The sequence below is a fragment of the Pseudonocardia xinjiangensis genome (assembly GCF_050948425.1).
Lineage (GTDB): Bacteria > Actinomycetota > Actinomycetes > Mycobacteriales > Pseudonocardiaceae > Pseudonocardia > Pseudonocardia xinjiangensis.
Genome location: NZ_CP192009.1, coordinates 1,621,954 through 1,641,098, shown reverse-complemented (window position 1 = coordinate 1,641,098; position 19,145 = coordinate 1,621,954). Strand labels below are relative to the sequence as shown.

At 73.0% G+C, this 19,145-nt stretch carries 17 protein-coding genes; 5 read left to right on the top strand and 12 right to left on the bottom strand.

The window, feature by feature from the left end; all coding sequences use genetic code 11:
* Positions 1 to 17 precede the first annotated feature (17 nt).
* From ACQPZA_RS07840 to ACQPZA_RS07825, 4 genes are read right to left on the bottom strand one after another with little or no spacing between them, the layout of a single operon-like run.
* Positions 18 to 734 (bottom strand): SDR family NAD(P)-dependent oxidoreductase, encoded by a 717-nt coding sequence (locus ACQPZA_RS07840; RefSeq protein ID WP_433279627.1) that lies wholly within the window; start codon positions 732 to 734, stop codon positions 18 to 20.
* A 12-nt stretch (positions 735 to 746) separates the two neighbouring features.
* Entirely contained in the window at positions 747 to 1,511 is a 765-nt protein-coding gene (locus ACQPZA_RS07835) for an SDR family NAD(P)-dependent oxidoreductase (protein ID WP_169395960.1), read from the bottom strand.
* 11 nt (positions 1,512 to 1,522) lie between these two features.
* Complete coding sequence (locus ACQPZA_RS07830) at positions 1,523 to 2,854, bottom strand: MFS transporter (protein WP_433279626.1); 1,332 nt, start codon at positions 2,852 to 2,854, stop codon at positions 1,523 to 1,525.
* Between the two features lie 45 nt (positions 2,855 to 2,899).
* On the bottom strand, positions 2,900 to 3,778 hold the full coding sequence (locus ACQPZA_RS07825) for a polysaccharide deacetylase family protein (protein WP_169395958.1): 879 nt from the start codon (positions 3,776 to 3,778) through the stop codon (positions 2,900 to 2,902).
* 182 nt (positions 3,779 to 3,960) lie between these two features.
* On the opposite strand from ACQPZA_RS07825, the gene ACQPZA_RS07820 reads away from it, so the two are divergent.
* Both ACQPZA_RS07820 and ACQPZA_RS07815 read left to right on the top strand, forming a co-directional pair.
* Positions 3,961 to 4,956 carry a LacI family DNA-binding transcriptional regulator gene (locus ACQPZA_RS07820; RefSeq protein ID WP_433279625.1) on the top strand — a complete coding sequence of 332 codons (996 nt, stop codon included), beginning with the start codon at positions 3,961 to 3,963 and terminating at the stop codon, positions 4,954 to 4,956.
* A 49-nt stretch (positions 4,957 to 5,005) separates the two neighbouring features.
* Complete coding sequence (locus ACQPZA_RS07815) at positions 5,006 to 6,019, top strand: carbohydrate kinase family protein (protein ID WP_433279624.1); 1,014 nt, start codon at positions 5,006 to 5,008, stop codon at positions 6,017 to 6,019.
* A 344-nt stretch (positions 6,020 to 6,363) separates the two neighbouring features.
* On the opposite strand, the gene ACQPZA_RS07810 is transcribed toward ACQPZA_RS07815, so the two are convergent.
* The 7 genes from ACQPZA_RS07810 to ACQPZA_RS07780 form a co-directional block, all read right to left on the bottom strand.
* Positions 6,364 to 7,386, bottom strand: coding sequence for a PHP domain-containing protein (locus tag ACQPZA_RS07810; protein WP_433279623.1), 1,023 nt, complete (start codon positions 7,384 to 7,386; stop codon positions 6,364 to 6,366).
* 341 nt (positions 7,387 to 7,727) lie between these two features.
* A complete protein-coding gene (locus ACQPZA_RS07805) occupies positions 7,728 to 9,263 on the bottom strand; it encodes a CHAD domain-containing protein (protein WP_433279622.1) in 1,536 nt (511 codons plus the stop codon).
* An 86-nt stretch (positions 9,264 to 9,349) separates the two neighbouring features.
* On the bottom strand, positions 9,350 to 10,774 hold the full coding sequence (locus ACQPZA_RS07800) for an AMP-binding protein (protein ID WP_433279621.1): 1,425 nt from the start codon (positions 10,772 to 10,774) through the stop codon (positions 9,350 to 9,352).
* Positions 10,771 to 12,180: an FAD-binding oxidoreductase gene (locus ACQPZA_RS07795; RefSeq protein ID WP_433279620.1), complete on the bottom strand. Its 1,410-nt coding sequence runs from the start codon at positions 12,178 to 12,180 to the stop codon at positions 10,771 to 10,773. Before ACQPZA_RS07795 ends, ACQPZA_RS07800 begins: the two co-directional genes overlap by 4 nt.
* Before the next feature lie 49 nt (positions 12,181 to 12,229).
* A complete protein-coding gene (locus ACQPZA_RS07790) occupies positions 12,230 to 13,183 on the bottom strand; it encodes an NAD(P)/FAD-dependent oxidoreductase (RefSeq protein WP_433279619.1) in 954 nt (317 codons plus the stop codon).
* A gap of 259 nt (positions 13,184 to 13,442) precedes the next feature.
* Positions 13,443 to 14,390 (bottom strand): o-succinylbenzoate synthase, encoded by a 948-nt coding sequence (locus tag ACQPZA_RS07785; RefSeq protein WP_433279618.1) that lies wholly within the window; start codon positions 14,388 to 14,390, stop codon positions 13,443 to 13,445.
* A gap of 147 nt (positions 14,391 to 14,537) precedes the next feature.
* Complete coding sequence (locus ACQPZA_RS07780) at positions 14,538 to 15,695, bottom strand: 5,10-methylene-tetrahydrofolate dehydrogenase (protein WP_433279617.1); 1,158 nt, start codon at positions 15,693 to 15,695, stop codon at positions 14,538 to 14,540.
* Here ACQPZA_RS07780 and ACQPZA_RS07775 point away from each other — a divergent pair.
* Positions 15,675 to 16,178 (top strand): hypothetical protein, encoded by a 504-nt coding sequence (locus tag ACQPZA_RS07775; RefSeq protein WP_433279616.1) that lies wholly within the window; start codon positions 15,675 to 15,677, stop codon positions 16,176 to 16,178. The two genes, ACQPZA_RS07780 and ACQPZA_RS07775, sit on opposite strands and share 21 nt — an antisense overlap.
* A gap of 22 nt (positions 16,179 to 16,200) precedes the next feature.
* On the opposite strand, the gene ACQPZA_RS07770 is transcribed toward ACQPZA_RS07775, so the two are convergent.
* Positions 16,201 to 17,673, bottom strand: a complete 1,473-nt coding sequence (locus tag ACQPZA_RS07770; RefSeq protein WP_433279615.1) for a flavin-containing monooxygenase — start codon at positions 17,671 to 17,673, stop codon at positions 16,201 to 16,203.
* An 88-nt stretch (positions 17,674 to 17,761) separates the two neighbouring features.
* Between ACQPZA_RS07770 and ACQPZA_RS07765 the strand changes: the two genes are divergently transcribed.
* Positions 17,762 to 18,373, top strand: coding sequence for a TetR/AcrR family transcriptional regulator (locus tag ACQPZA_RS07765; RefSeq protein WP_433279614.1), 612 nt, complete (start codon positions 17,762 to 17,764; stop codon positions 18,371 to 18,373).
* The gene (locus ACQPZA_RS07760) at positions 18,370 to 19,113 is read left to right on the top strand and encodes a siderophore-interacting protein (protein WP_433279613.1); all 744 of its coding nucleotides are present in this window, start codon (positions 18,370 to 18,372) and stop codon (positions 19,111 to 19,113) included. Before ACQPZA_RS07765 ends, ACQPZA_RS07760 begins: the two co-directional genes overlap by 4 nt.
* Positions 19,114 to 19,145 lie beyond the last annotated feature (32 nt).

The window sequence follows — 19,145 nt, the reverse complement described above, 5'->3', positions numbered from 1 at the left end:
TCAGTGTCTCCGCGCCACTACGGCATCACGTCCCCGGAGTTCGGCCCGAGCGTCTGGCCGATGAACAGGTTGCCGCCAGGGTCACTCGCGAGCAGTACCGCCGTGGGCGCGACCTCCTCGGGGAGCCCGAACCGGCCGAGCGGAAGCTCCTTGCGCTTCGCGGCCTTCCACTCCTCGGTGATGCCCTCCACCAGCGGCGTCTCGATGGGCCCCGGCGCGATGGCATTGACGAGCACCCCGTGCCCGGCGACCTCGAGGGCGAGGGACTTCGTCAGGCCGATGACGCCCGCCTTGGCCGCGGAGTAGTGCGTGAGGTCGCGGCCACCCTTGATGCCGAGCTGCGACGCGATGTTGATGACGCGGCCGAAGCCGCGCTCCACCATGCCGGGCACCACGTGCCGGCAGCAGAGGAAGACCCCGGTGAGGTCGACCGCGAGCGTCGCGGACCAGGTGGCGAGATCCATCTCGACGAGTGGTGACTCGGTCAGGATGCCGGCGGAGTTGACCAGGACGTCGATCCGGCCCAGGCGGGCGGACGCCTCGGCGACCGCGGTGCGCACCGACTCCTCGTCGGTGACGTCGATGACCACCTGCGCGTTCTTCCGGTCGGCGGTCACCACGTCCGCACCGGCCGCGGCGAACGCCTCCGCGATGGCCCGGCCGATCCCGCTGCCGCCACCGACGACCAGCGACGTGCGGCCGGCCAGGACGCCCCGCTCGTGCGGCTCAGCCATCGGACACCCCCGTCATGCGGGCATGCGGACGGTGAGCCCGCCGTCGACGACCATGGTCTGACCGGTCACGTAGGACGCCTGCTCCGAGGTCAGGAACCGGATCACCGCCGCCACCTCGTCGGGACGGCCCGCGCGGCCCAGCGGGATGTCCCGCCCGGCGCGTTCCAGGCCTTCCGGTCCCAGCGAGTTCACCGGGTCCAGCGACTGCGGTGTGACCACGTAGCCGGGGATCACCGTGTTGACCCGAATCCCGCGCGGTGCGAGCTCCACCGCGAGGCTCCGGCACAGCCCGAGCACGCCGGCCTTGGCCGCCCCGTAGTGCGCGTGGTCGCCCCAGCCGTAGACGCCGCCCGCGATGGACGACACGGCGACCATCGCGCCGCCGTCCATGCGCGCCGCGGCCGACCGCAGCGTGCGCAGCACCCCCGTGAGGTCGACCGACAGCATGTCGTCCCACGCGTCGTCGGTGAGGTCGGCCAGCGCCGCGCGGCGCAGCACGCCGGCGGCGGCCACCGCGATGTCGAGCCGCCCCCACTCGTCCACCGCGCGCTGGGCGAAGGCGTCGACCTGCCGCGGATCGCGCACGTCCACCTCGTGGACCACGCACTCGCCGCCCGCCTCGGCCACCGCCTTCGCGGTCTCGTGCGGGTCGTGCGGGTCGCCGGGGAAGGTGCCGACCACCGTGCGCACCCCGGCTTCCGCATAGGACACGGCCAGCGCCCGGCCGATCCCGCTCGCGGCGCCGGTGATGACCGCGACTCGTGCCGGTTCGGACATCGATCCTCCGATCAACCCTGCAGCAGCGGTGCCTTGCGGGCACCGAACATGACGAACCCGGACACGAACGTGCCGACCGCGCCGACCAGGAGCGCGGCGTGACCCCAGGTGGAGCCGCTCGCGAGCATCCCCGTGACGATGGCCCCGGCCACGATCGCGCCGGGCTGGGACAGTGCGTTGAGGAAGCCGGTGCCCGTGGCCCGGCATGTCGTGTCGTAGCACTCGCCCATGTAGAAGAGCATCGCGGCGTACGGGCCGACCAGGAAGAACATGCCGAGTGAGTACAGCACCACCACGCTGACCGTGCCGCTCGCGACCGTCAGCATGAGGGCGAACAGGATCCCCGAGATGATCCAGCCGAACGCGATCACGTTGCGGCGGCCCAGCCGGTCGCCGAGGAAGCCGTGCGCGATGTAACCGAGGTAGCCGACGGCGTTGACGACGATGAGGAGCACCAACGAGTTCTCGAAGCTGACGTGCTTGCCCTCGGTCAGCACGCTCGTCCCCAGGACGCTGAACAGCTGGATGCCGAACCAGTTGATGAACCAGGCGAAGCCGAGCACGAGCGTGTTGCGCAGCGCCTGCCCCCGGAAGATCGCCGCCAGCGGGGCAGCGGGCTGGTCGTCGACGCCGTAGGAGCGCGCCAGCTCCGCCGCCTCGGCGGTCTTGCCCTCCTTGCGCAGAGCGCGCAGCTTCAGCTCGAGCTCGAACTGCGGGCTCTCGCGCAGGCCGCGGCGCATCAGGGCGATGAGTGCCGCGGGGAACACCGCGAGCAGGAAGCAGCCCCGCCATCCGATCAGCGGCAGGAAGATGGCGACCCACGCCGAGGCCAGGAGCACCCCGAGCGGCCAGCCGCCCTGCACGAGGCTGTAGACCAGGCCACGGCGCCGCTTGATCACCTCGTCGTCGGTGACGGCGTAGAGCTCGTTGAGGTAGGTGGCGTTGACGGCCTGCTCCGACAGCCCGAGACCGCCGAGGGACCGCACCCCGATCAGGTAGCCCGCGCCGGGCGTCGCCGCCGAGAGAGCCGACGCGACCGCCGTGCCCGACACGGTGAGGATCATGCCCTTGCGGCGCCCGATGCGGTCGACGATCGGCCCCACGGCCAGCGCGATGACCGCGGTGCCCACGGACACGAGGGTGGAGACCAGTGCCGCCGTGGCGTCGGTCCACCCGAAACTGCCGGCGATCTGCGGTAGCAAGGTGCCGAACATGATGTAGTCGAAGACCGCGAACAGCCAGGCGAAGAAGGCGATGATCGTCGCCTTGCGGGTGGCCCGAACCCCTACTCGCGGAAATGATCTGGTCGCGCGAGTGGCGCCCGTCTCGGGTACAGCGGACATGGCGGTGCCCTCTTCAGAATGGTGGATAACGGGGGAAACGGACTCTCAGGACCGCGGGAAACGATTCAGGAAGTCATCAGCGATCTCGTCGAACGTGACCCAGCGCACGCCGTCGTGTCCATTGATGTGCTCGATCAGCCGTTCCAACATCAGCAGCGTCTGCGGGCGCCCGGAGACATCCGGGTGGATGGTGATCGTGAACGTGGCGTAGTCCATCTCCCGGTAGACCCAGTCGAACTGGTCACGCCAGATCTCCTCGAGCTGGCGCGGGTTGACGAACCCGTGACTGTTGGCGCTCGCCTTGACGAACATCATCGGAGGCAGGTCGTCGAGGTACCAGTTGGCGGGGATCTCGACGAGGCCGGTCTCCTCGCCGCGCACCAGTGGCTTCATCCACTCCTCGGCCGGCCGCGAGTAGTCGATCTTCGTCCAGCTGTCGCCGACCCGCACGTAGTACGGGGAGAAGTCGTTGTGCATCAGCGAGTGGTCGTACTTGACGCCCCGCTCGAGCAGCAGCTCGTTGGTGACCGGGGAGAACTCCCACCACGGCGCCACGTAGCCGGTCGGGCGGTTGCCGGCGAGCTTCTCGATGAGCTCGATGCTGCGGTCCAGGATCGCGCTCTCCTGGTCGCGCGTCATGGCGATCGGGTTCTCGTGCGAGTAGCCGTGCGCCCCCACCTCGTGCCCGGCGTCGACGATCATCCTGGTCTGGTCGGGGAACGTCTCGAGCGAGTGCCCGGGCACGAAGAAGGTCGTGCGCAGGTTCTTGCGCTCGAACAGCTTCAGCAGCCGCGGCACCCCCACCTCGCCCGCGAACATGCCGCGCGAGATGTCGCACGGCGAGTCCTCCCCGCCGTAGGAGCCGAGCCACCCGGCCACGGCGTCGACATCGACCCCGAATGCGACGAAGATTTCCTTGGGCATCAATCGGTCCTTCCGGCTTTACTGGGGACGGCGGCACAGCCGTTCGCAACCCAAACGTTCGGGTAACATTCCAGCCCCGGGCGGCGGATGTCAATGATCCGTTGTTACGGTCGCGAAAACCGGCGGTAGGGAAGGCAGTGCAATCGGTGAGCGCGAACAGATCATTCCCGATCACGCTGCGGATGATCGCCGATCAACTCGAATTACATGTATCGACCGTTTCGAGAGTTCTGCACGGTACGTCCGGGGAAAGCGGACGAGCGGCCGGTCCGGCCACCGTCGAACGGATTCGCCGGCTGGCCGACGAGCTCGGCTACCGGCCCAACCCCCACGCCACGGGCCTGCGGACCAGGCGCAGCAACCTGATCGGCGTACTCGTCCCGCGGTTGAGCGACATCGTTCTCGCGCTGATCTACGAGGGCATCGAGGAGGCCGCGGCCGACCACGGGCTGTCCACGTTCGTCACCAACACCCACGACGATCCGGAGATCCAGCGCAGCCGCACCGAGATGGTGCTCGCCCGCCGCGTGGACGGGATGATCTTCGGGGACGCCTACGCCGACGCGCGGTTCCTCGCCGAGGTCACCGCACGGGGCGTGCCCTTCGTCCTCGTGAGCCGCCGCGCCGGTGACCTGCCGTCGGTGACGTGCGACGACCATCTCGGCGGCCGCATGGTCGGCGAGCACCTGCTCGCGATCGGGCACCGGGACGTCGCCGTCGTCGCCGGTGAGCCGTACGCGAGTACCGGGATCGACCGCACCGCCGGCTTCGTCGCGGCCTACGCCGATGCCGGCATCGAGATCCCCGCCCCGCGGATCGTCGCGTCCGGGTTCGACGCGCCGGGCGGCCGAGCGGCGGCCGAACAGCTGCTGGCCTGCGGTCCGCCGCCGAGTGCGATCTTCGCGGTGAACGACTTCGCCGCGATCGGCGTGCTCGGCGCCCTGCGCGACCGCGGCCTGCGAGCCGGCCCGGACATCTCCGTGGCCGGCTTCAACGACACCCCGCTGGCGGCCGAGCTGCCGGTGCCGTTGACCACCGTGCGTTCCCCCATGCGCGAGGTGGGCCGTCGAGGGGTCGACCTGCTGACCCGGCTGCTGCGGGGTGAGCAGGCGGAGTCCGAGCGGCTGCGCCCCGAGCTCGTGGTGCGCGCCTCCACCGCCCCGGCACCGCCGGGCTGATCACCGGGCTGGGCAGCGCAGTGGCGCGAAGCGTCGTCCACCCGTCAGCATGATCGGCGGCGGGCACGGGTCCGCCCCGACGAGGGGAGCCGTCATCAGTCCACCCAGCGAGTCCGGCATCGTCGCCGTGGCGGGCGAGGCGCTCGTCGACCTCGTCCCGGCGCCCGTCGGCGACTACTTCGAGCCCGCGCCGGGCGGGAGCCCCGCCAACGTCGCCGTGGCCCTGTCCCGGCTGGGCGTGCCGTCCCGGCTGCTGGCCCGCATCGCCGACGACATGCTCGGCCGCCGCGTCCGCGAGCACCTCACCGCCAACGGGGTGGAGCTCGACCACGCGGTGCGCGCGCAGGAGCAGACGTCGCTCGCGATGGTCGCCGTCGACGCCGACGGCGTGCCGAGCTACGACTTCCGCATCGCGGGCACGGCCGACTGGCAGTGGACGCCCGACGAGCTCGCCGGCGCCCTCGACGGGCCCGTCGTCGCGCTGCACTCCGGGTCGCTCGCCCTCACCACCCCGCCCGGCGCCCGCGTCCTGCGCGAGCTGCTCACCCGCTCCGCGGTCACCGCCACGATCAGCTACGACCCGAACTGCCGTCCGCTGCTCATGGGTGATCCCGGCGACGTGCTCGCCGGCGCCCACGAGCTGCTCGCCGTGGCCGACATGGTCAAGGTCAGCTCCGAGGATCTCGAGTGGCTCGTGCCCGGTTCGACTCCGGAGGCCGTGCTGGAGGACTGGCTGGGCCGCGGACCCGCCCTCGTCACCGTCACCCTCGGCGCCGGGGGTGCGCTCGCCGGCACCGCGTCCGGCGTGCGGTCGCGACGCCCGGGCCTCACGGTCGACGTCATCGACACGGTGGGGGCGGGCGACACGTTCTCCGCAGCCCTGCTCGCGGGGCTGCACCGACGCGGGCTGCTCGGCGCACCGGCGCGCGCCGAGCTCCGGGCGATGGCCGCCGACACGCTCGACACCCTGCTCGACGAGGCCGTCACCGCCGCGGCGATCACCTGTTCCCGCCGCGGCGCCGACCCGCCCTCCGCCGACGATCTGCTCGCCCGGCAGGTGTGACTCGTGGTACGTGGGCGGCGGGTGACGGCCCCAGATCCTTTCGCCCCCCGCCGCCCACGGCTCGTGGTCCCCGGCCCTACCCGGGGTTGCCGACCCGGAGCGCGCGCTCCGGGTGGGTGGTCGTGCTGTCCCGTGCCAGCCTCTCCGACGTCGTCCACATTCGCCATCAGGGTCATCGGACCGGGGCGGAAAACCTATCGGTCGCCGGTGGCGGCCTGCCACCCCTCCCCTGATGATGTAGACGATCATCCTCCCCGGTAGTCGTCCCGGTGCACAGGGCGACCACTCGGTCGGGTCGGATTTACGTCACACCAGAGGGCCGGATCCGCTGCCGGGTGGCCGGATCAACGGGTGCGCTCCAGCAGCCGCTGGGCGGTCCAGGTGTTCAGCACCCGGTCCGGCGCCACCCCGCAGGCGGCCGCGCGCTCGCACCCGTTGCCCAGCCAGTCGAGCTGCCCCGGCGCGTGGGCGTCGGTGTCGATGGTGAACGAGCAGCCCGCCTCGACGGCCAGCCGCAGCAGCCGCTTCGGCGGGTCGAGCCGCTCGGGTCGCGAGTTCACCTCCACCGCGACGCCGTACTCCGCGCAGGCGGCGAACACCTCGCCTGCGTCGAACTCCGACTCCGGCCGCTTGCGGCTGCCCGTGACCATCCGGCCCGTGCAGTGCCCGAGCACGTCGACGAGCGGGTTCGCGATCGCCGTGAGCATCCGCTCGGTCATCTCGATCCGGGGCATCCGCAGCTTCGAGTGCACCGACGCGACGACGACATCCAGCTCGGCGAGCAGTTCCTCGTCCTGGTCGAGCGAGCCGTCCTCGTTGATGTCGACCTCGATCCCCGTGAGCACGCGGAACCCGTCGCCGAGCTCGACGTTGAGCTCCGCGACCTGGGCGAGCTGGGCGCGCAGGCGCTCGGCCGACAACCCGTTGGCCACGGTGAGCCGGGGCGAGTGATCGGTGATCACCAGGTAGTCGTGGCCCAGCTCCTGCGCCGTCAGCACCATCTCCCGCAACGGGGAGCCGCCGTCGGAGGCGTCGGTGTGGCTGTGGCAGTCGCCGCGGATGGCCGACCGCAGCGCCGCGGCGGCCTCGTCGAGCGGCGTGCCCTCCGTCGCCTCCAGCCTCCGCAGGTACACCGGCTCCTCCCCGGCCACCGACTCCGTGACGCAGCGGGCGGTCACCTCACCCACGCCCTTGAGCCGCACCAGCTCGCCGGACCGGACGAGGCCGGCGATCTCGTCGGAGTCCCGCCCACCCAGCACCGCCGCCGCGGTGCGGAACGCCCGCACGCGGTAGGTGGACTCGTGTGCGCGTTCGAGCAGAAAGGCGATCCGTCGCAGGTCGGCCACGGCGTCCCGGGGTTCGCTCACAGCGGCGATGGTCGCACGATGGCGATCCCCCGTCCCCCGTCACGCACGGATCCCGGGGCAACTCGTGCCCGGATTCAGGACGACTCGCGGAACGGAAGGGGCGACTCGCGGACGGAAACGGGGCGACTCGCGGGGTGGGAAGGGGCGACTCGCGGAGCACCGGAACGGCCAGCCCGCGAGTCGCCCGTTTCGGACGCGCGAGTCGCCCGTTCCGGACGCGCGAGTCGCCCGTTCCGGACGCGCGAGTCGCCCGTTTCGCGCGCGCGAGTCGCCCGTTTCGGACGCGCGAGTCGCCCGTTTCGGACGCGCGAGTCGCCCGTCCGGTGCAGGCGAGTGGGACGTCAGCGGAGCCAGCGGCGGTTGCGGCGCGACCAGGCCGTCGCCCACAACTCCGGGAGCTCGCGCTCGATCTGCTCGGCGCGGGCGGCGTCGCGCCCGTACAGCAGTCCGAAGCTGAAGCCGTTCTCCCCGGCCGGGTGGGCCAGGGAGCCCAGCTCACGCAGTGCCTCGCGGGCGACCACGGTGTCCTGGTGCTCACCGAGCGCCGACTGGAAGCCCTTCAGCGACTTCGCGAACCGCTTGGCGTCCTTCCCGGCCACCGACTCGGCCACCTCCGTGGCATACCGGAGCCGCTTGCCCGCCTTGCGGGCGGTGTGCACCGCGGCGTCGCGGTGGTCGGCAGGCGCCGCGGGGTCGGTGGCGATGCCGACCGCGTCCTCCAGCCGTTTGGCGGTGCGCGCCACCAGCGCGGGCAGCTCCTTGCGGGCGGGCCGGGCGGCACGCTTCGTCAGCGGAGGCCGCTCCAGCAGCGCGTCGATCGCCGTGCGCAGCGTGGCGTAGCGCTCGCCGTCCAGTGCGGTGAGCACCGCGGCCGTGGCCTCGGCCTCGACGCGGGCGAAGTGCCTGGTCATCTGCGCCTGCGCCGGCCCGAGCAGCAGCTCGGGCGGGAGCCCGGCGAGCCCGTCGGAGATCCGCTCGTGCAGCACCTCGGCGTCCCGGGCCGGGGCGAGCTCCTGGCCCAGCTCCCGGAGGCCGTCGACGATCGGGTCGGTGCGCCTGCGGTCGAGCAGCGGGCGGTAGGCCTGCAGTGCGCTGCGCATGCGGCGGGACGCGACGCGCAGCTGGTGGACGGAGTCGGGGCCGCCGCGGCGCACCCGGAGCTCCTCGGCGGCCAGCCGGTCGGCCTGGGCGGCGAGGTAGTCCAGCAACACCGCTCCGGCCGAGCCGCGCGGACCACTGCGCCGTTTGCGGACCTTGGGTGCCGGACGGAGCAGGCGTTCGAGCTCCTCCTCAGCAGCAGGTGCGGCGGGGCGGAGCCCGCTCTCGGCGAACCGGTTCTCGAGCTCGGTGATGAGCGCGTTGTCGGCCTCCGCCCGGTGCAGCTCCACCTCGGTCCAGGCCTCGACCTCGGTGGCCCGGCCCAGGGTGGCGAGCGTGACGTCGTCGTGCACGACCACGGCGAGCAGCCGGTCGGCGTCGCCGTGCAGACGGGTCTCCGTGCGTACGCGACGGATCCGGCCGGCGGGCCGGACCGCGCGGTCACGGACGACCCCACGGATCAGCTCCTGAAGCTCGGCCGGCACCTCGGGGGTGGCCCCGGCGTCGGGTGCCAGCGGGACACGCAGCTGCTCGGCCTCGTCGCCGTCCGGCAGGTCGAGGTGCCACTGGTCCTGCTCCTCCCCCCCGCGGTGCAGGGTGAGCCGGATGTCGGCCGCACTGAGGCGATGGTCGTCGGTGTCGAACCGCTCCGTCTCGAGCACCTGCTGCGGCGTGGCCTCGTCCCGATGGACGCCGAGCAGTGCCGCGAGGCGGGGAGCTCCCGTGCCTGCGGGTCCGCGGTAGGTGCGGTTCCAGGTGCGCGTCGTCGTGTCCGTCATTCGATCGGGTGCCCCCAGTGACGTTTCGTCAATCGGTCCGTAGAGCCGTCTGCGGCCAGGATCACTCGACCGCACCAACCGGCGCCTCAGTCCCGCGGGAGCCGGGCCTTCATCACCTTGCCCATGTCATTACGGGGCAGCGCCTCGCAGAACCGTACCTCCCGGGGCCTTTTGTGGGGAGCGAGCAAAGCGGCGACGTGGTCGACCAGCTCCCGCTCGGCAGGCGCCACCCCGGCCGGCACGACGAACGCCACGATCCGCTCTCCCAGGTCGTCGTCGGGCATTCCGACGACGGCCGCCTCGGCGACGCCCGCGTGCTCGAGCAGCGCGTTCTCGATCTCCCCCGCGCCGATCTTGTAGCCGCCCGACTTGATCAGGTCGGTGGCGCTGCGTCCCACGAGCGCCAGAACGCCGCTCTCCGTCCAGCGCCCGATGTCGCCGGTGACGAACCAGCCGTCCGCCGTGTGCGCGGCGGCCGTGGCGTCGGGCCGGTTGAGGTAGCCGTCGAAGAGCCCCGGCCCGCGCACCTCGACGGAGCCCAGCCCGTCGGCCTGCTCCCCGGCCAGGGGCGCGAGACGCACCTCGGTGCCCCGCAGCGGCCGCCCGACGGTGGCGGGCTCCGGCTCGTCCTCCGCGCGGGCGGCGGTGAGGATCAGCGTCTCGGTGAGCCCGTACCGTTCGCGCACCGCGAGCCCGGTGGCGCGGCGCAACCGGGCGTGGTCGACGGCGGTGAGCGCCGCCGAGCCGGACACCAGCAGCCGCGCCCGGCCGACCGCGGCAGCGGCGTCCGGGTCGGTCTCGAGCTGGTCGGCCAGCCGGTGGTACTGGGTCGGCACCCCGAAGACCATCGTGGCGCCCGCCCGGGCCAGGGTGGGCGCATCCAGCGTGCCGATGTGGTGCAGGCTGCCACCCCGGCGCAGCGGCCCGATCACCCCGAGCACCAGGCCGTGCACGTGGAACAGCGGCAGCGCGTGCACCAGCAGGTCCTCGGCGGTCCACGCCCACGCGTCGGCCAGCGCGTCGAGGTTGTACGCGACGGCGCCGCGGGACAGCACCGCTCCCTTGGGCGGACCGGTCGTGCCCGAGGTGTAGATCACGAGGGCGGGGGCGCTCGCAGGCGGCTCCCCGGCAGGCACCGCCCCGGAGCCGGCCAGGTCGACGTCGAGCCGGGGAAGTGCCGCGAGCGGGCCGGGTAGCCGGGCGCCGGGCGCGGTCAGCACGAGCTCGGGCGCGGAGTCGGCGAGCACGTGCCCGAGCTCCCGCTCCCCCAGCTTCGGGTTCAGCGGCACGGCGGTGACGCCGGCCAGCAGCGCCGCGGTGACCCCGACCGCGGTGTGCAGGGTCGGCGTGGCGTGCACGGCCACCCGTCCGCGGCCGGCCAGGGAACCGGCGAGGGCACCTGCGGCGGCGGCCAGCTCCGGGTAGCTCAGCGCGAGGCTCGAGTCCCCGGCGCCGAAGCGCAACGCGGGACGGTCCTGCGGGTCGTGAAGGTGGGGAAGGAGACGGGTCACCCGACCACCTTGCCCGGATTGAGAATTCCCTGCGGGTCGAGGGCGGCCTTGATCGCCCGCTGCATCGCGACGACCTCCGGGCCGAGCTCGCGCCGCATCCCGGACAGCTTCAGCAGGCCGACCCCGTGCTCACCGGTGACGGTGCCACCGAGCTCCAGCGCGGCGTCCAGGATGTCCTCGAACGCCGCCTGCGCCCGTGCCTTCCCGGCCTCGTCGCCGTGCCTGGTGAGCAACATGGGGTGCAGGTTGCCGTCGCCCGCGTGCGCCACGGTTGCGATCGGCGTGTCGTGGCGGGCTGCGATCTGCTCGATGCGGGCGAGCATCTCGGCGAGCTCGCCCCGCGGGAGGCAGACGTCCTCGGTGAGGATCGCCCCACCGAGCTGCTCCATCGCGGGGTAGGCGAGCCTGCGGGCCTCGAACAGCGCGTCGGCCTCCACCTCGTCGGTGGACAGCATCGCGTCACTCGCCCCCGCCGCCACGAACTCGGCGTGGATGGCCTCGGCCTCCTGCTGTCCCGCCGGATCGGGGAGGTCGGTCTGGGCGAGCAACAGCGCCGCGGCGGTCTCCGGGAGGCCGGCGTGCTTCCACGCGTTGACCGCATGCAGGCAGACCCGGTCGATCAGCTCGAACGCCGCGGGCTGCACGCCGCGCGCGGTGACCCGGGAGACGGCGTCGCCCGCCGCGGCGAGGGTGTCGAAGAACCCGACGACCGTGCGCCGCGGGCTCGTGCGCAGCGGCCGCAGCTTCACGGTGACCTCGGTGATCACGCCGAGGGTGCCCTCGGATCCGACCATCAGCCCGGCCAGGTCGTACCCGGCCACCCCCTTCGCGGTGCGGCGGCCGACGCGCACCACCTCGCCCGCCGCCGTGACGAGTTCCAGCGCGAGCACGTAGTCGCGCGTCACCCCGTACTTCACGCAGCACAAGCCGCCCGCGTTGGTGGCGACGTTGCCGCCGACCGTCGACCACGGGGAGCTCGCGGGGTCGGGCGGGTACCACAGGCCGTGCTCGGCGACGGCCGCGCGCAGGTCGTCGTTCACGACCCCCGGCTGCACCACCGCGAGCCGCTCCGCCGCGTTGATCTCGACGATCTCGCGCATCCGCTCCGTGGACAGCACGACGCACCCGTCCACCGCGTTGGCGCCACCGGACAGGCCCGTGCCCGCACCGCGGGGTACGAGCGGGCGGGCGTGCCGGGCGCACGCGGCCACCACCGCGGCGACCTCCTCGGTGCTGCGCGGGCGGACCACCGCGGCGGCCCGCCCGAACTCCGCCCACTCCGCCTCGTCGTGCTGGTAGGTGGCCATCACGTCGGGATCCAGGAGCACGCGGTCGGCGGGAAGCGCCGCGAGCAGTTCGGCGACGACGGGATCGGGCGGGGCGGACGCGTCGGAGGTAACGGCCATGAGGTGACGCTAGTCAGTCGACCGGCTGATCCGCTCCTCCTGCCGCGACTCAGCGGGGCTGGGCCGCACCGAGCCGGGCGGCCACCGCCCGGCCCAGCAACGTCCCGGACCGCCACGCCGTCTCCACCCGCGAGCTGCCCCAGGAGTCGCCTGCCACGGCGATGCCGTCGTCACCGAGGTGGAAGGGCTGGTCCCGGGCGGCGGCGGGCGCGGCGTGGTCCCAGCGGTGCACGGCGGTCCAGGACGGTGCGGTGGGCACGTCGAGCAGGTCCCGGACGGCCCCGACGACCGGCCCGACGGCACCGGCGGGGTCTCTCTCGTGCCGCCGGGCGGCATCGGCGGTGGTATGGGCCACGAGCACCGCCGCGCCGTCACCCCTGCGGTCCCCGTCGTCGGCGATCAGCGACAGGACGGGGTGGTCGTTGACGAACGCCGCGGGCATCTCCGGCCACTCCCGCGACGGCCAACCCGCGACGACGGTGATCACCGGCCGCCACTCCCGGCCGGCCAGTTCGGGGACGGCAGGCGAGGCCGGGTCGAGCAGGCGCAGCGCCTGCGGGTCGGGCATCGCGAGCACGACCACGTCGGCGGGTCTGCCGTCCACCACGGGCCCGGGGCCCACGTGGTGGATCTCGTGCTCCAGCTCGACGGTCAGTCCGGATGCCAGCTCCGCGACGAGGCTCGCCAGCCCGTGGGGCGCCGCCCAGCGGACCGGCCCCGGCGACCGGCCGCGGGTGCCGTCGCCGAGCACCGCGAGCTCGGACGTCCACGGCCGGGCCAGGCCCGCCGTCCGCCAGCGGGCCACGACCTCGGCGAACTCCGGGTCCCGGACGGTGAAGTAGGCCGCACCGATGTCGACGGGCCGCCCGTGGACCGTCCTGCTGGCCATCCGGCCCCCGACGGACGCGGCGCGCTCCAGCACCTGCACCGGCACCCCCGCCGCGGTGAGCTCCACGGCGCACGCCACGCCCGCCAGCCCCGCTCCGACCACCAGTACCGACACGCCCCGAACCGTATTGGCCCCGCCCCTGCCGGCGCGAGTACCGGGTCACCCACCGGAGAGGGCGACTCGCGCACCGAATCCGGGCGACTCGCGCACGGTTTCGGGCCGACTCGCGCACGGTTTCGGGGCGACTCGCGGAAGAGTCCGGACCTCCCGCCCGCGAGTCGCCCGTTCCGGTCGCGCGAGTCGCCCGTTCCGGACGCGCGAGTCGCCCGTTCCGGACGCGCGAGTCGCCCGTTTCCCGCTCGCGGGTCCGGGGTCAGTGCACCGCGGCCGTCACCCGCGCCAACCGGTCCTGCCACCAGCGCGTGCGCTCGGGGTCGGCGGTCACAGCATCGCGGAGCACCGGTTCGGGTGCCTGGCGCAGCACGGGGAGCCAGCCGTCGCGGGGCAGGAGGGGGTCGGCGACCACGTCGGTGGCCAGCAGGGCGCCGGTGCCGAACCCGCACGCGAAGTCCAGGTCGGGCAGCGCTCCCGCCAGCGCCAGCTCCCCCGCCAGCCCCACGCTGGTCTGCAGCGCGGACGACACCACGCACGGCAGCCCGCACGCCTCGGCGACGGCCAGCGCGCGGCGGACCCCGCCGAGCGGGGCGCACTTGAGCACGGCGATGTCGGCCGCACCCGCGACGGCCACCCGCAGCGGGTCCTCGGCCCGGCGGATCGACTCGTCGGCCGCGATCGGCACGTCGACCCGGCGCCGCACCGCCGCGAGCTCCTCGACCGTGCGGCACGGCTGCTCGACGTACTGCAGCCCGCCTGCCGCGCGCTCCAGTGCCCGGATCGCGGTGACCGCGTCGTCGACGTCCCAGAGCGCGTTGGCGTCCACCCGCACCGCGCCGTGGGGGCCGAGGGCGTCCCGGACCGCCGCCACGCGTTCGAGGTCGTCCGGCAGCGAGCCGGGCGCGTCGGCCACCTTGACCTTCGCCGTGGAGCAGCCCGACGCCCGCACGATCTCCTGCGCGCGCTCCGGCCCGACAGCCGGGACGATGCAGTTCACCGGCACCCGGTCGCGGACGGGCTCCGGCCAGCCCTCCTCTGCGGCCTCCACGGCGGCGGCCAGCCACGGGGCCGACTCCGCGTCGTCGTACTCGGTGAAGGGGCAGAACTCGCCCCACCCGGCAGGGCCCCGCAGCAGCATCCCCTCCCGCACGGTGATGCCGCGGAACCGGGCGGTCATGGGGATGGCATAGACGGCGGCATCGACCACGATTCCCACCGTAGAGCGGTCGCCGACGGCCTTCGACGGCCGTCCCGCCCGGGCGGGCGCTGCCACGAGAACCCGGTCGGGTCCCTCGACGTGGTACCGGGCGAAGATGGTCTGCAAGGTCGCCGTCGAAGAGTGCCGACGACCAGCTCAGCCGGCGGCCCGATCGTGGCTCGGGGATGCCTGACCTGCGGCCGGGTCACCGGTCTTTTCGTCCTGCCAGCCACCGGGTTCGGGGTGGTATCCGTAGGCAGCGGCCCGCACCGTCTCCTCGTCCTCCAGCCCGGAGCCGATCGCTCCCCCGACGGTGGCCAGCGAGCTGATGATCCAGGTGAGTGTCAGGTAGTCGGTGACATCGACCGGCCGCCGCAGAGTCTGTTCCAGTACGGATGTGTCGATCAGCAGCGCCGCGGCGAGCAGCGTCCCGGCGAACAGCACCACGTAGGACACCGCCGTGGCCAGGGTGAGGGTGAGGATCGTGCCCACGTTGAACATCCGGGCCAGCTCGGCCGGTGTCTCCCGGTCCGGTTTCTCCCACAGATCGTGCGCGACGATCAGCCACGCCACCAGCGCGGTCAACCCGAGCAGCATGATCACGGTGAGGCGGAGTCCACCGAGCGCATCGCCCACCTGCCAGATGGTGGAGGTGGTGAGCGAGAACGCGGCCGTGCCGAGCACGCCAACCAGCAGCTTGGACAGGCCCAGCAGTGCGCGTCCCGGGCGGTTTGCGCGGACCATTCCGATCAGCAGCCGCACCCGGCCGATCAGCCGCGAAGCGACGTAGCGCAGTTCCCCGGCGTCGCCCTCGCCGACCATCCCGCCGATGGCGGGGACCCGGCTCGTCAACCCGGCCGGTTCCCCACCGGCCGGGGGCACCCGCTGGTCGGAAGAGTCGGTGAGCAGCCGGCCCACAAGATCAGGGACGACCGTGCGGACGGCTTGCAGCTGGCGCAGTCCCAGCGCGGGCAGAGACACCATCGCGACTCGGCGCTGGGCGGAGGTCTGCGCGACCAGCGGCATCCGGTCGGCGTGCAGCGGCAGGTCGGTCAGGCAGACCGCGACGTCCCAGCTCTCGTCGGCGCGCCGGCGGGCAAGATCGTCCAGCAGCGCCTCAGCGCCGCCGTCGCGGCGCGGCGCCACGTCACCCCAGCCTTGCCGGGCGGTCCATCGCACGTCGGCGCTCACCCGCTCGGCGAGCCGGTCGGCCAGTTCGGCGGTGAGCCGCGCGGCAACCTGGGCCGGGTGGTCCGGAGGGGTCGCCACCAGCCCGACGACGATCTCCGGGCGGTGCGGTTCGTCGGGGGTCATGAGCTCATCACCGGTGGCCGGGCACAATCACCGCACCGGAGTTCCTCGGTCCAGGCGTTCATCCCTCGGTCTACCCGGGATGCTCCTCCGGTCAATCGGAAGGTCTGTTACCACGGCAGCGCGCATATCGCCGCGTACGACCGGGTCAAGCAGGCCGTACGGTCGGAGACCGACCGCCCGCACGCGCTGCGCCAGGCGATCCTGTCGTGCCGCAGCGGCGGCGTGGTCTCGGTGATCGGTGTGTACGGCGGTCTGCTCGACAAGTTCCCCGCCGGCGCGTGGATGAACCGGTCGCTGACCCTGCGGACCGGGCAGTGTCACGTGCAGCGCTACATGAAGCCGCTGCTGCAGCGCATCGAGCGCGAAGAGATCGATCCGACCCGGATCATCACCCACACCTTGGCGCTGGACGAGGCGGAACACGGTTTCGAGATCTTCAAGAACAAGCAGGACAACTGCGAGAAGGTCGTCCTCAAACCCTGACGGTGGCCCGCGGCATCCACTCTCACACCAGCAGTTCGTGGTCGGCCGGGCGGACCTTGCGGGTGCGGCGCCGGAACACGAACGTGAAGTTCGGCCAGATGGTGCGGTTGCGGCCGTCCTCGTCGAGGTACCAGCTCTGGCACCCACCGGCCGTCCACACCGTGCCGGCGAACTTCCGCTGCGTGGCGGCGTTGTAGGCGTCCTGCCGGTCGCGGCGGGTGTCCAGGGCCGTCGCGCCGGTGCGGTCGAGCAGCCGCAACGCGTCCAGGATGTAGTTCAGCTGGGCCTCGATCATCACGACCAGCGACGTGTGCCCGATCGCGGTGTTGGGACCGGTCATCACGAAGAAGTTGGGGAACCCGGCGACCGTGGTGCCGAGGAAGCCCTCGACGCCGTCGCGCCACACCTCGCTCAGGCTCACGCCGTCGCGACCGGTGACCGCCATCGAGTCGAGGAAGCTCGCCGCGATCTTGAAACCCGTGCCGAAGATGATCGTGTCGACCTCGTGCTCGACGCCGTCGGCCGTCACCACGCCGGACTCCGTGACGCGGACGATCTTCTCCGTGACCACGTCGACGTTCGGTTGCTTGAGCGCCGGGTAGTAGTCGTCGGAGAGCAGGACACGCTTGCAGCCGAACGCGAAGTCGGGCGTGACCTTCGCCCGGAGATCGGGCCGGTCGGCGAACGCCCGGTCGATGTAGGCCCGCGCCACCTTCTCCGGGATCTTCGTGCGGCTCGTGCGGAGGAAGAAGGCCACCACGGCCTCACCGCGCGCGTAGACCGTGGCGCGCTTGAGCTTCTGCAGGAGCGGTACGGCCCGGTAGAGCCGACGCAGCCGGGGCGAGACCTCGCCGTCGGGCTTGGGCACCACCCACGGAGCGGTGCGCTGGAAGAGCGTGAGGTGTTCGACGTCGGGCTGGATCGCCGGGACGAACTGGATCGCGCTCGCGCCCGTGCCGATCACCGCGACCCGGCGCCCGCGCAGGTCGTGGTCATGGTTCCAGTGCGCGGAGTGGAACGTGGTGCCCCGGAACTCCGCGAGCCCCTCGATGTCCGGGACCGACATCTCGCGCAGCCCCCCGGGGGCCCAGATGACCGCGCGTGCGCTGACGGTGGAGCCGTCGGCGATCCGCAGGGTCCAGCGCTTTCCGGTCCATTCGGCCGACGTGACCCGGGCTCCGAACCGGATGCGGGAGCGCAGGTCGTAGCGGTCGGCGACGTCCTCCAGGTACGCGCGTATCTCCGGCTGCCGGGCGAAGCGGTGGGTCCAGTCGGGGTTGGGCGCGAACGAGAACGAGTACAGGGCCGACTGCACGTCGCACGTGCAGCCCGGATACGTGTTGTCGCGCCACGTCCCCCCGACCGAGTCGGCCTTCTCCAGGACGACGAAGTCGTTGCGGCCGGCCTGCGCGAGCCGGACGGCGGCACCGAGGCCGGCGAAACCGCTGCCGACGATCGCGATGTCCACGGTGATGTCAGCGGTCGGCGCGCTCATCCTGTTCCTCCGATCGACGGCTCCCCGGAAGTTACCACGAGTAGGTTACCGCCGGTAGGTTCCTTCCTACCTGCGGTAGGTTGGCCGCGTGGAGCCCAGGACACCTCGCCGCCGGGTGAGCCGCGCCGACCGCGAGCGGCAGATCCTGGACGCGGCCGTCGCGGTGTTCGGCGAGCGCGGCTACCAGGCCGCCTCCATGGACATGGTGGCCGAGCGGGTGGGCGTGACGAAGCCGGTGCTCTACGCCCACTTCGGGTCCAAGGAGGGGTTGCTCCTCGCCTGCATCGCGCGCGCCCGCGCCGAGCTGCTCGAGGTGACCACCACGGCCGCGGCGTCGGCGGACGGCCCCGAGGAGATGCTCCGGCGCGGGACGCTGGCCTTCTTCGCGTACCTGGAGCAGCGCGAGCCGGCCTGGACGTTCCTGTACTCGGAGTCGACGGTGGCGGGCGATGCCCTGGAGGGCATCCGCGCGCAGCAGACCGACTTCATCGCCGCCCTGCTCGCCGCCCAGGCGCCCGACGCCGACCCGCAGCGGCTGACCGGATGGGCACAGGTGATCGTCGGCGCGTGCGAACGGCTCGCCCTGTGGCGCGGCAACGCGCGGAGCGTGACCAGCGAACAGGCCACGGAGTACCTGATGGACCTCGTCTGGACGGGCCTCGCTGCCCTGGGCGGCGCAGCGGCACAATCGTCACGATGACGACGACGGCACCCCGGCTGCTGCAGGTGCGGCGCAGCGAGCGGATCACCCCCCGGATGGTCCGCGTGACGCTCGGCGGCGAGGAGCTGGCCGGCTTCGGCGGCGAGGGGCCCGACCGCCGGATCAAGATGTTCTTCCCCGTGCCCGGGCAGGACCGGCCCGCGGTGCCCCGGGCCACCTCGGGTGGTCCGCTGTGGCCCACCGGCGAGCCCCGCCCCGCGATCCGCACGTACACCGTGCGGCGCTTCGACCCCCGCTCGGGCGAGCTCGACGTGGACTTCGTGCTCCACGAAGGGCACGGGCCGGCGGCGGCGTGGGCCCGGGACGCGCGGCCGGGCTCGTGGGTGGGTGTCTCGGAGCCGGGCGGCCGGTTCGAGCCCGACCCGGCCGCCGAGTTCCACGTGGTCATCGGCGACGAGACGGCACTGCCCGCCGTGGCCACGGTGCTCGACGCCCTGCCCCCCGGCGTGCCCGCACTCGCGTTCCTCGAGGTGGCCGACGCAGTCGAGGAGCAGGATCTGCCCGGCACGGCCGACGTGCGGTGGGTGCACCGCGGCGACCGGGAGCCGGGCACCCCGCTGACCGAGGCCGTGCGGGCCGCGACGTTCCCGGCAGGCGCCGGGCAGGCGTGGCTCTCCGGCGAGTCGGCCTGCGTGCGCGACCTGCGCAAGCACCTGCTCGACGACCGCGGCCTCGACCGCCGCCGGGTGTACGCCACGGGCTACTGGCGCGCCCGCTGACGCCCTGACCGCCACCGGCGCTCTCGTGAGCC

Coding starts and splice junctions, on each gene's coding strand:
- ACQPZA_RS07830 (WP_433279626.1), bottom strand. CDS start 2,854: ATGTCCGCTGTACCCGAGACGGGCGCCACTCGCGCGACCAGATCATTT.
- ACQPZA_RS07815 (WP_433279624.1), top strand. CDS start 5,006: ATGATCGGCGGCGGGCACGGGTCCGCCCCGACGAGGGGAGCCGTCATC.
- ACQPZA_RS07805 (WP_433279622.1), bottom strand. CDS start 9,263: ATGACGGACACGACGACGCGCACCTGGAACCGCACCTACCGCGGACCC.
- ACQPZA_RS07770 (WP_433279615.1), bottom strand. CDS start 17,673: ATGAGCGCGCCGACCGCTGACATCACCGTGGACATCGCGATCGTCGGC.
- ACQPZA_RS07760 (WP_433279613.1), top strand. CDS start 18,370: ATGACGACGACGGCACCCCGGCTGCTGCAGGTGCGGCGCAGCGAGCGG.
- ACQPZA_RS07835 (WP_169395960.1), bottom strand. CDS start 1,511: ATGTCCGAACCGGCACGAGTCGCGGTCATCACCGGCGCCGCGAGCGGG.
- ACQPZA_RS07795 (WP_433279620.1), bottom strand. CDS start 12,180: ATGGCCGTTACCTCCGACGCGTCCGCCCCGCCCGATCCCGTCGTCGCC.
- ACQPZA_RS07825 (WP_169395958.1), bottom strand. CDS start 3,778: ATGCCCAAGGAAATCTTCGTCGCATTCGGGGTCGATGTCGACGCCGTG.
- ACQPZA_RS07820 (WP_433279625.1), top strand. CDS start 3,961: ATGATCGCCGATCAACTCGAATTACATGTATCGACCGTTTCGAGAGTT.
- ACQPZA_RS07780 (WP_433279617.1), bottom strand. CDS start 15,695: ATGACCCCCGACGAACCGCACCGCCCGGAGATCGTCGTCGGGCTGGTG.
- ACQPZA_RS07840 (WP_433279627.1), bottom strand. CDS start 734: ATGGCTGAGCCGCACGAGCGGGGCGTCCTGGCCGGCCGCACGTCGCTG.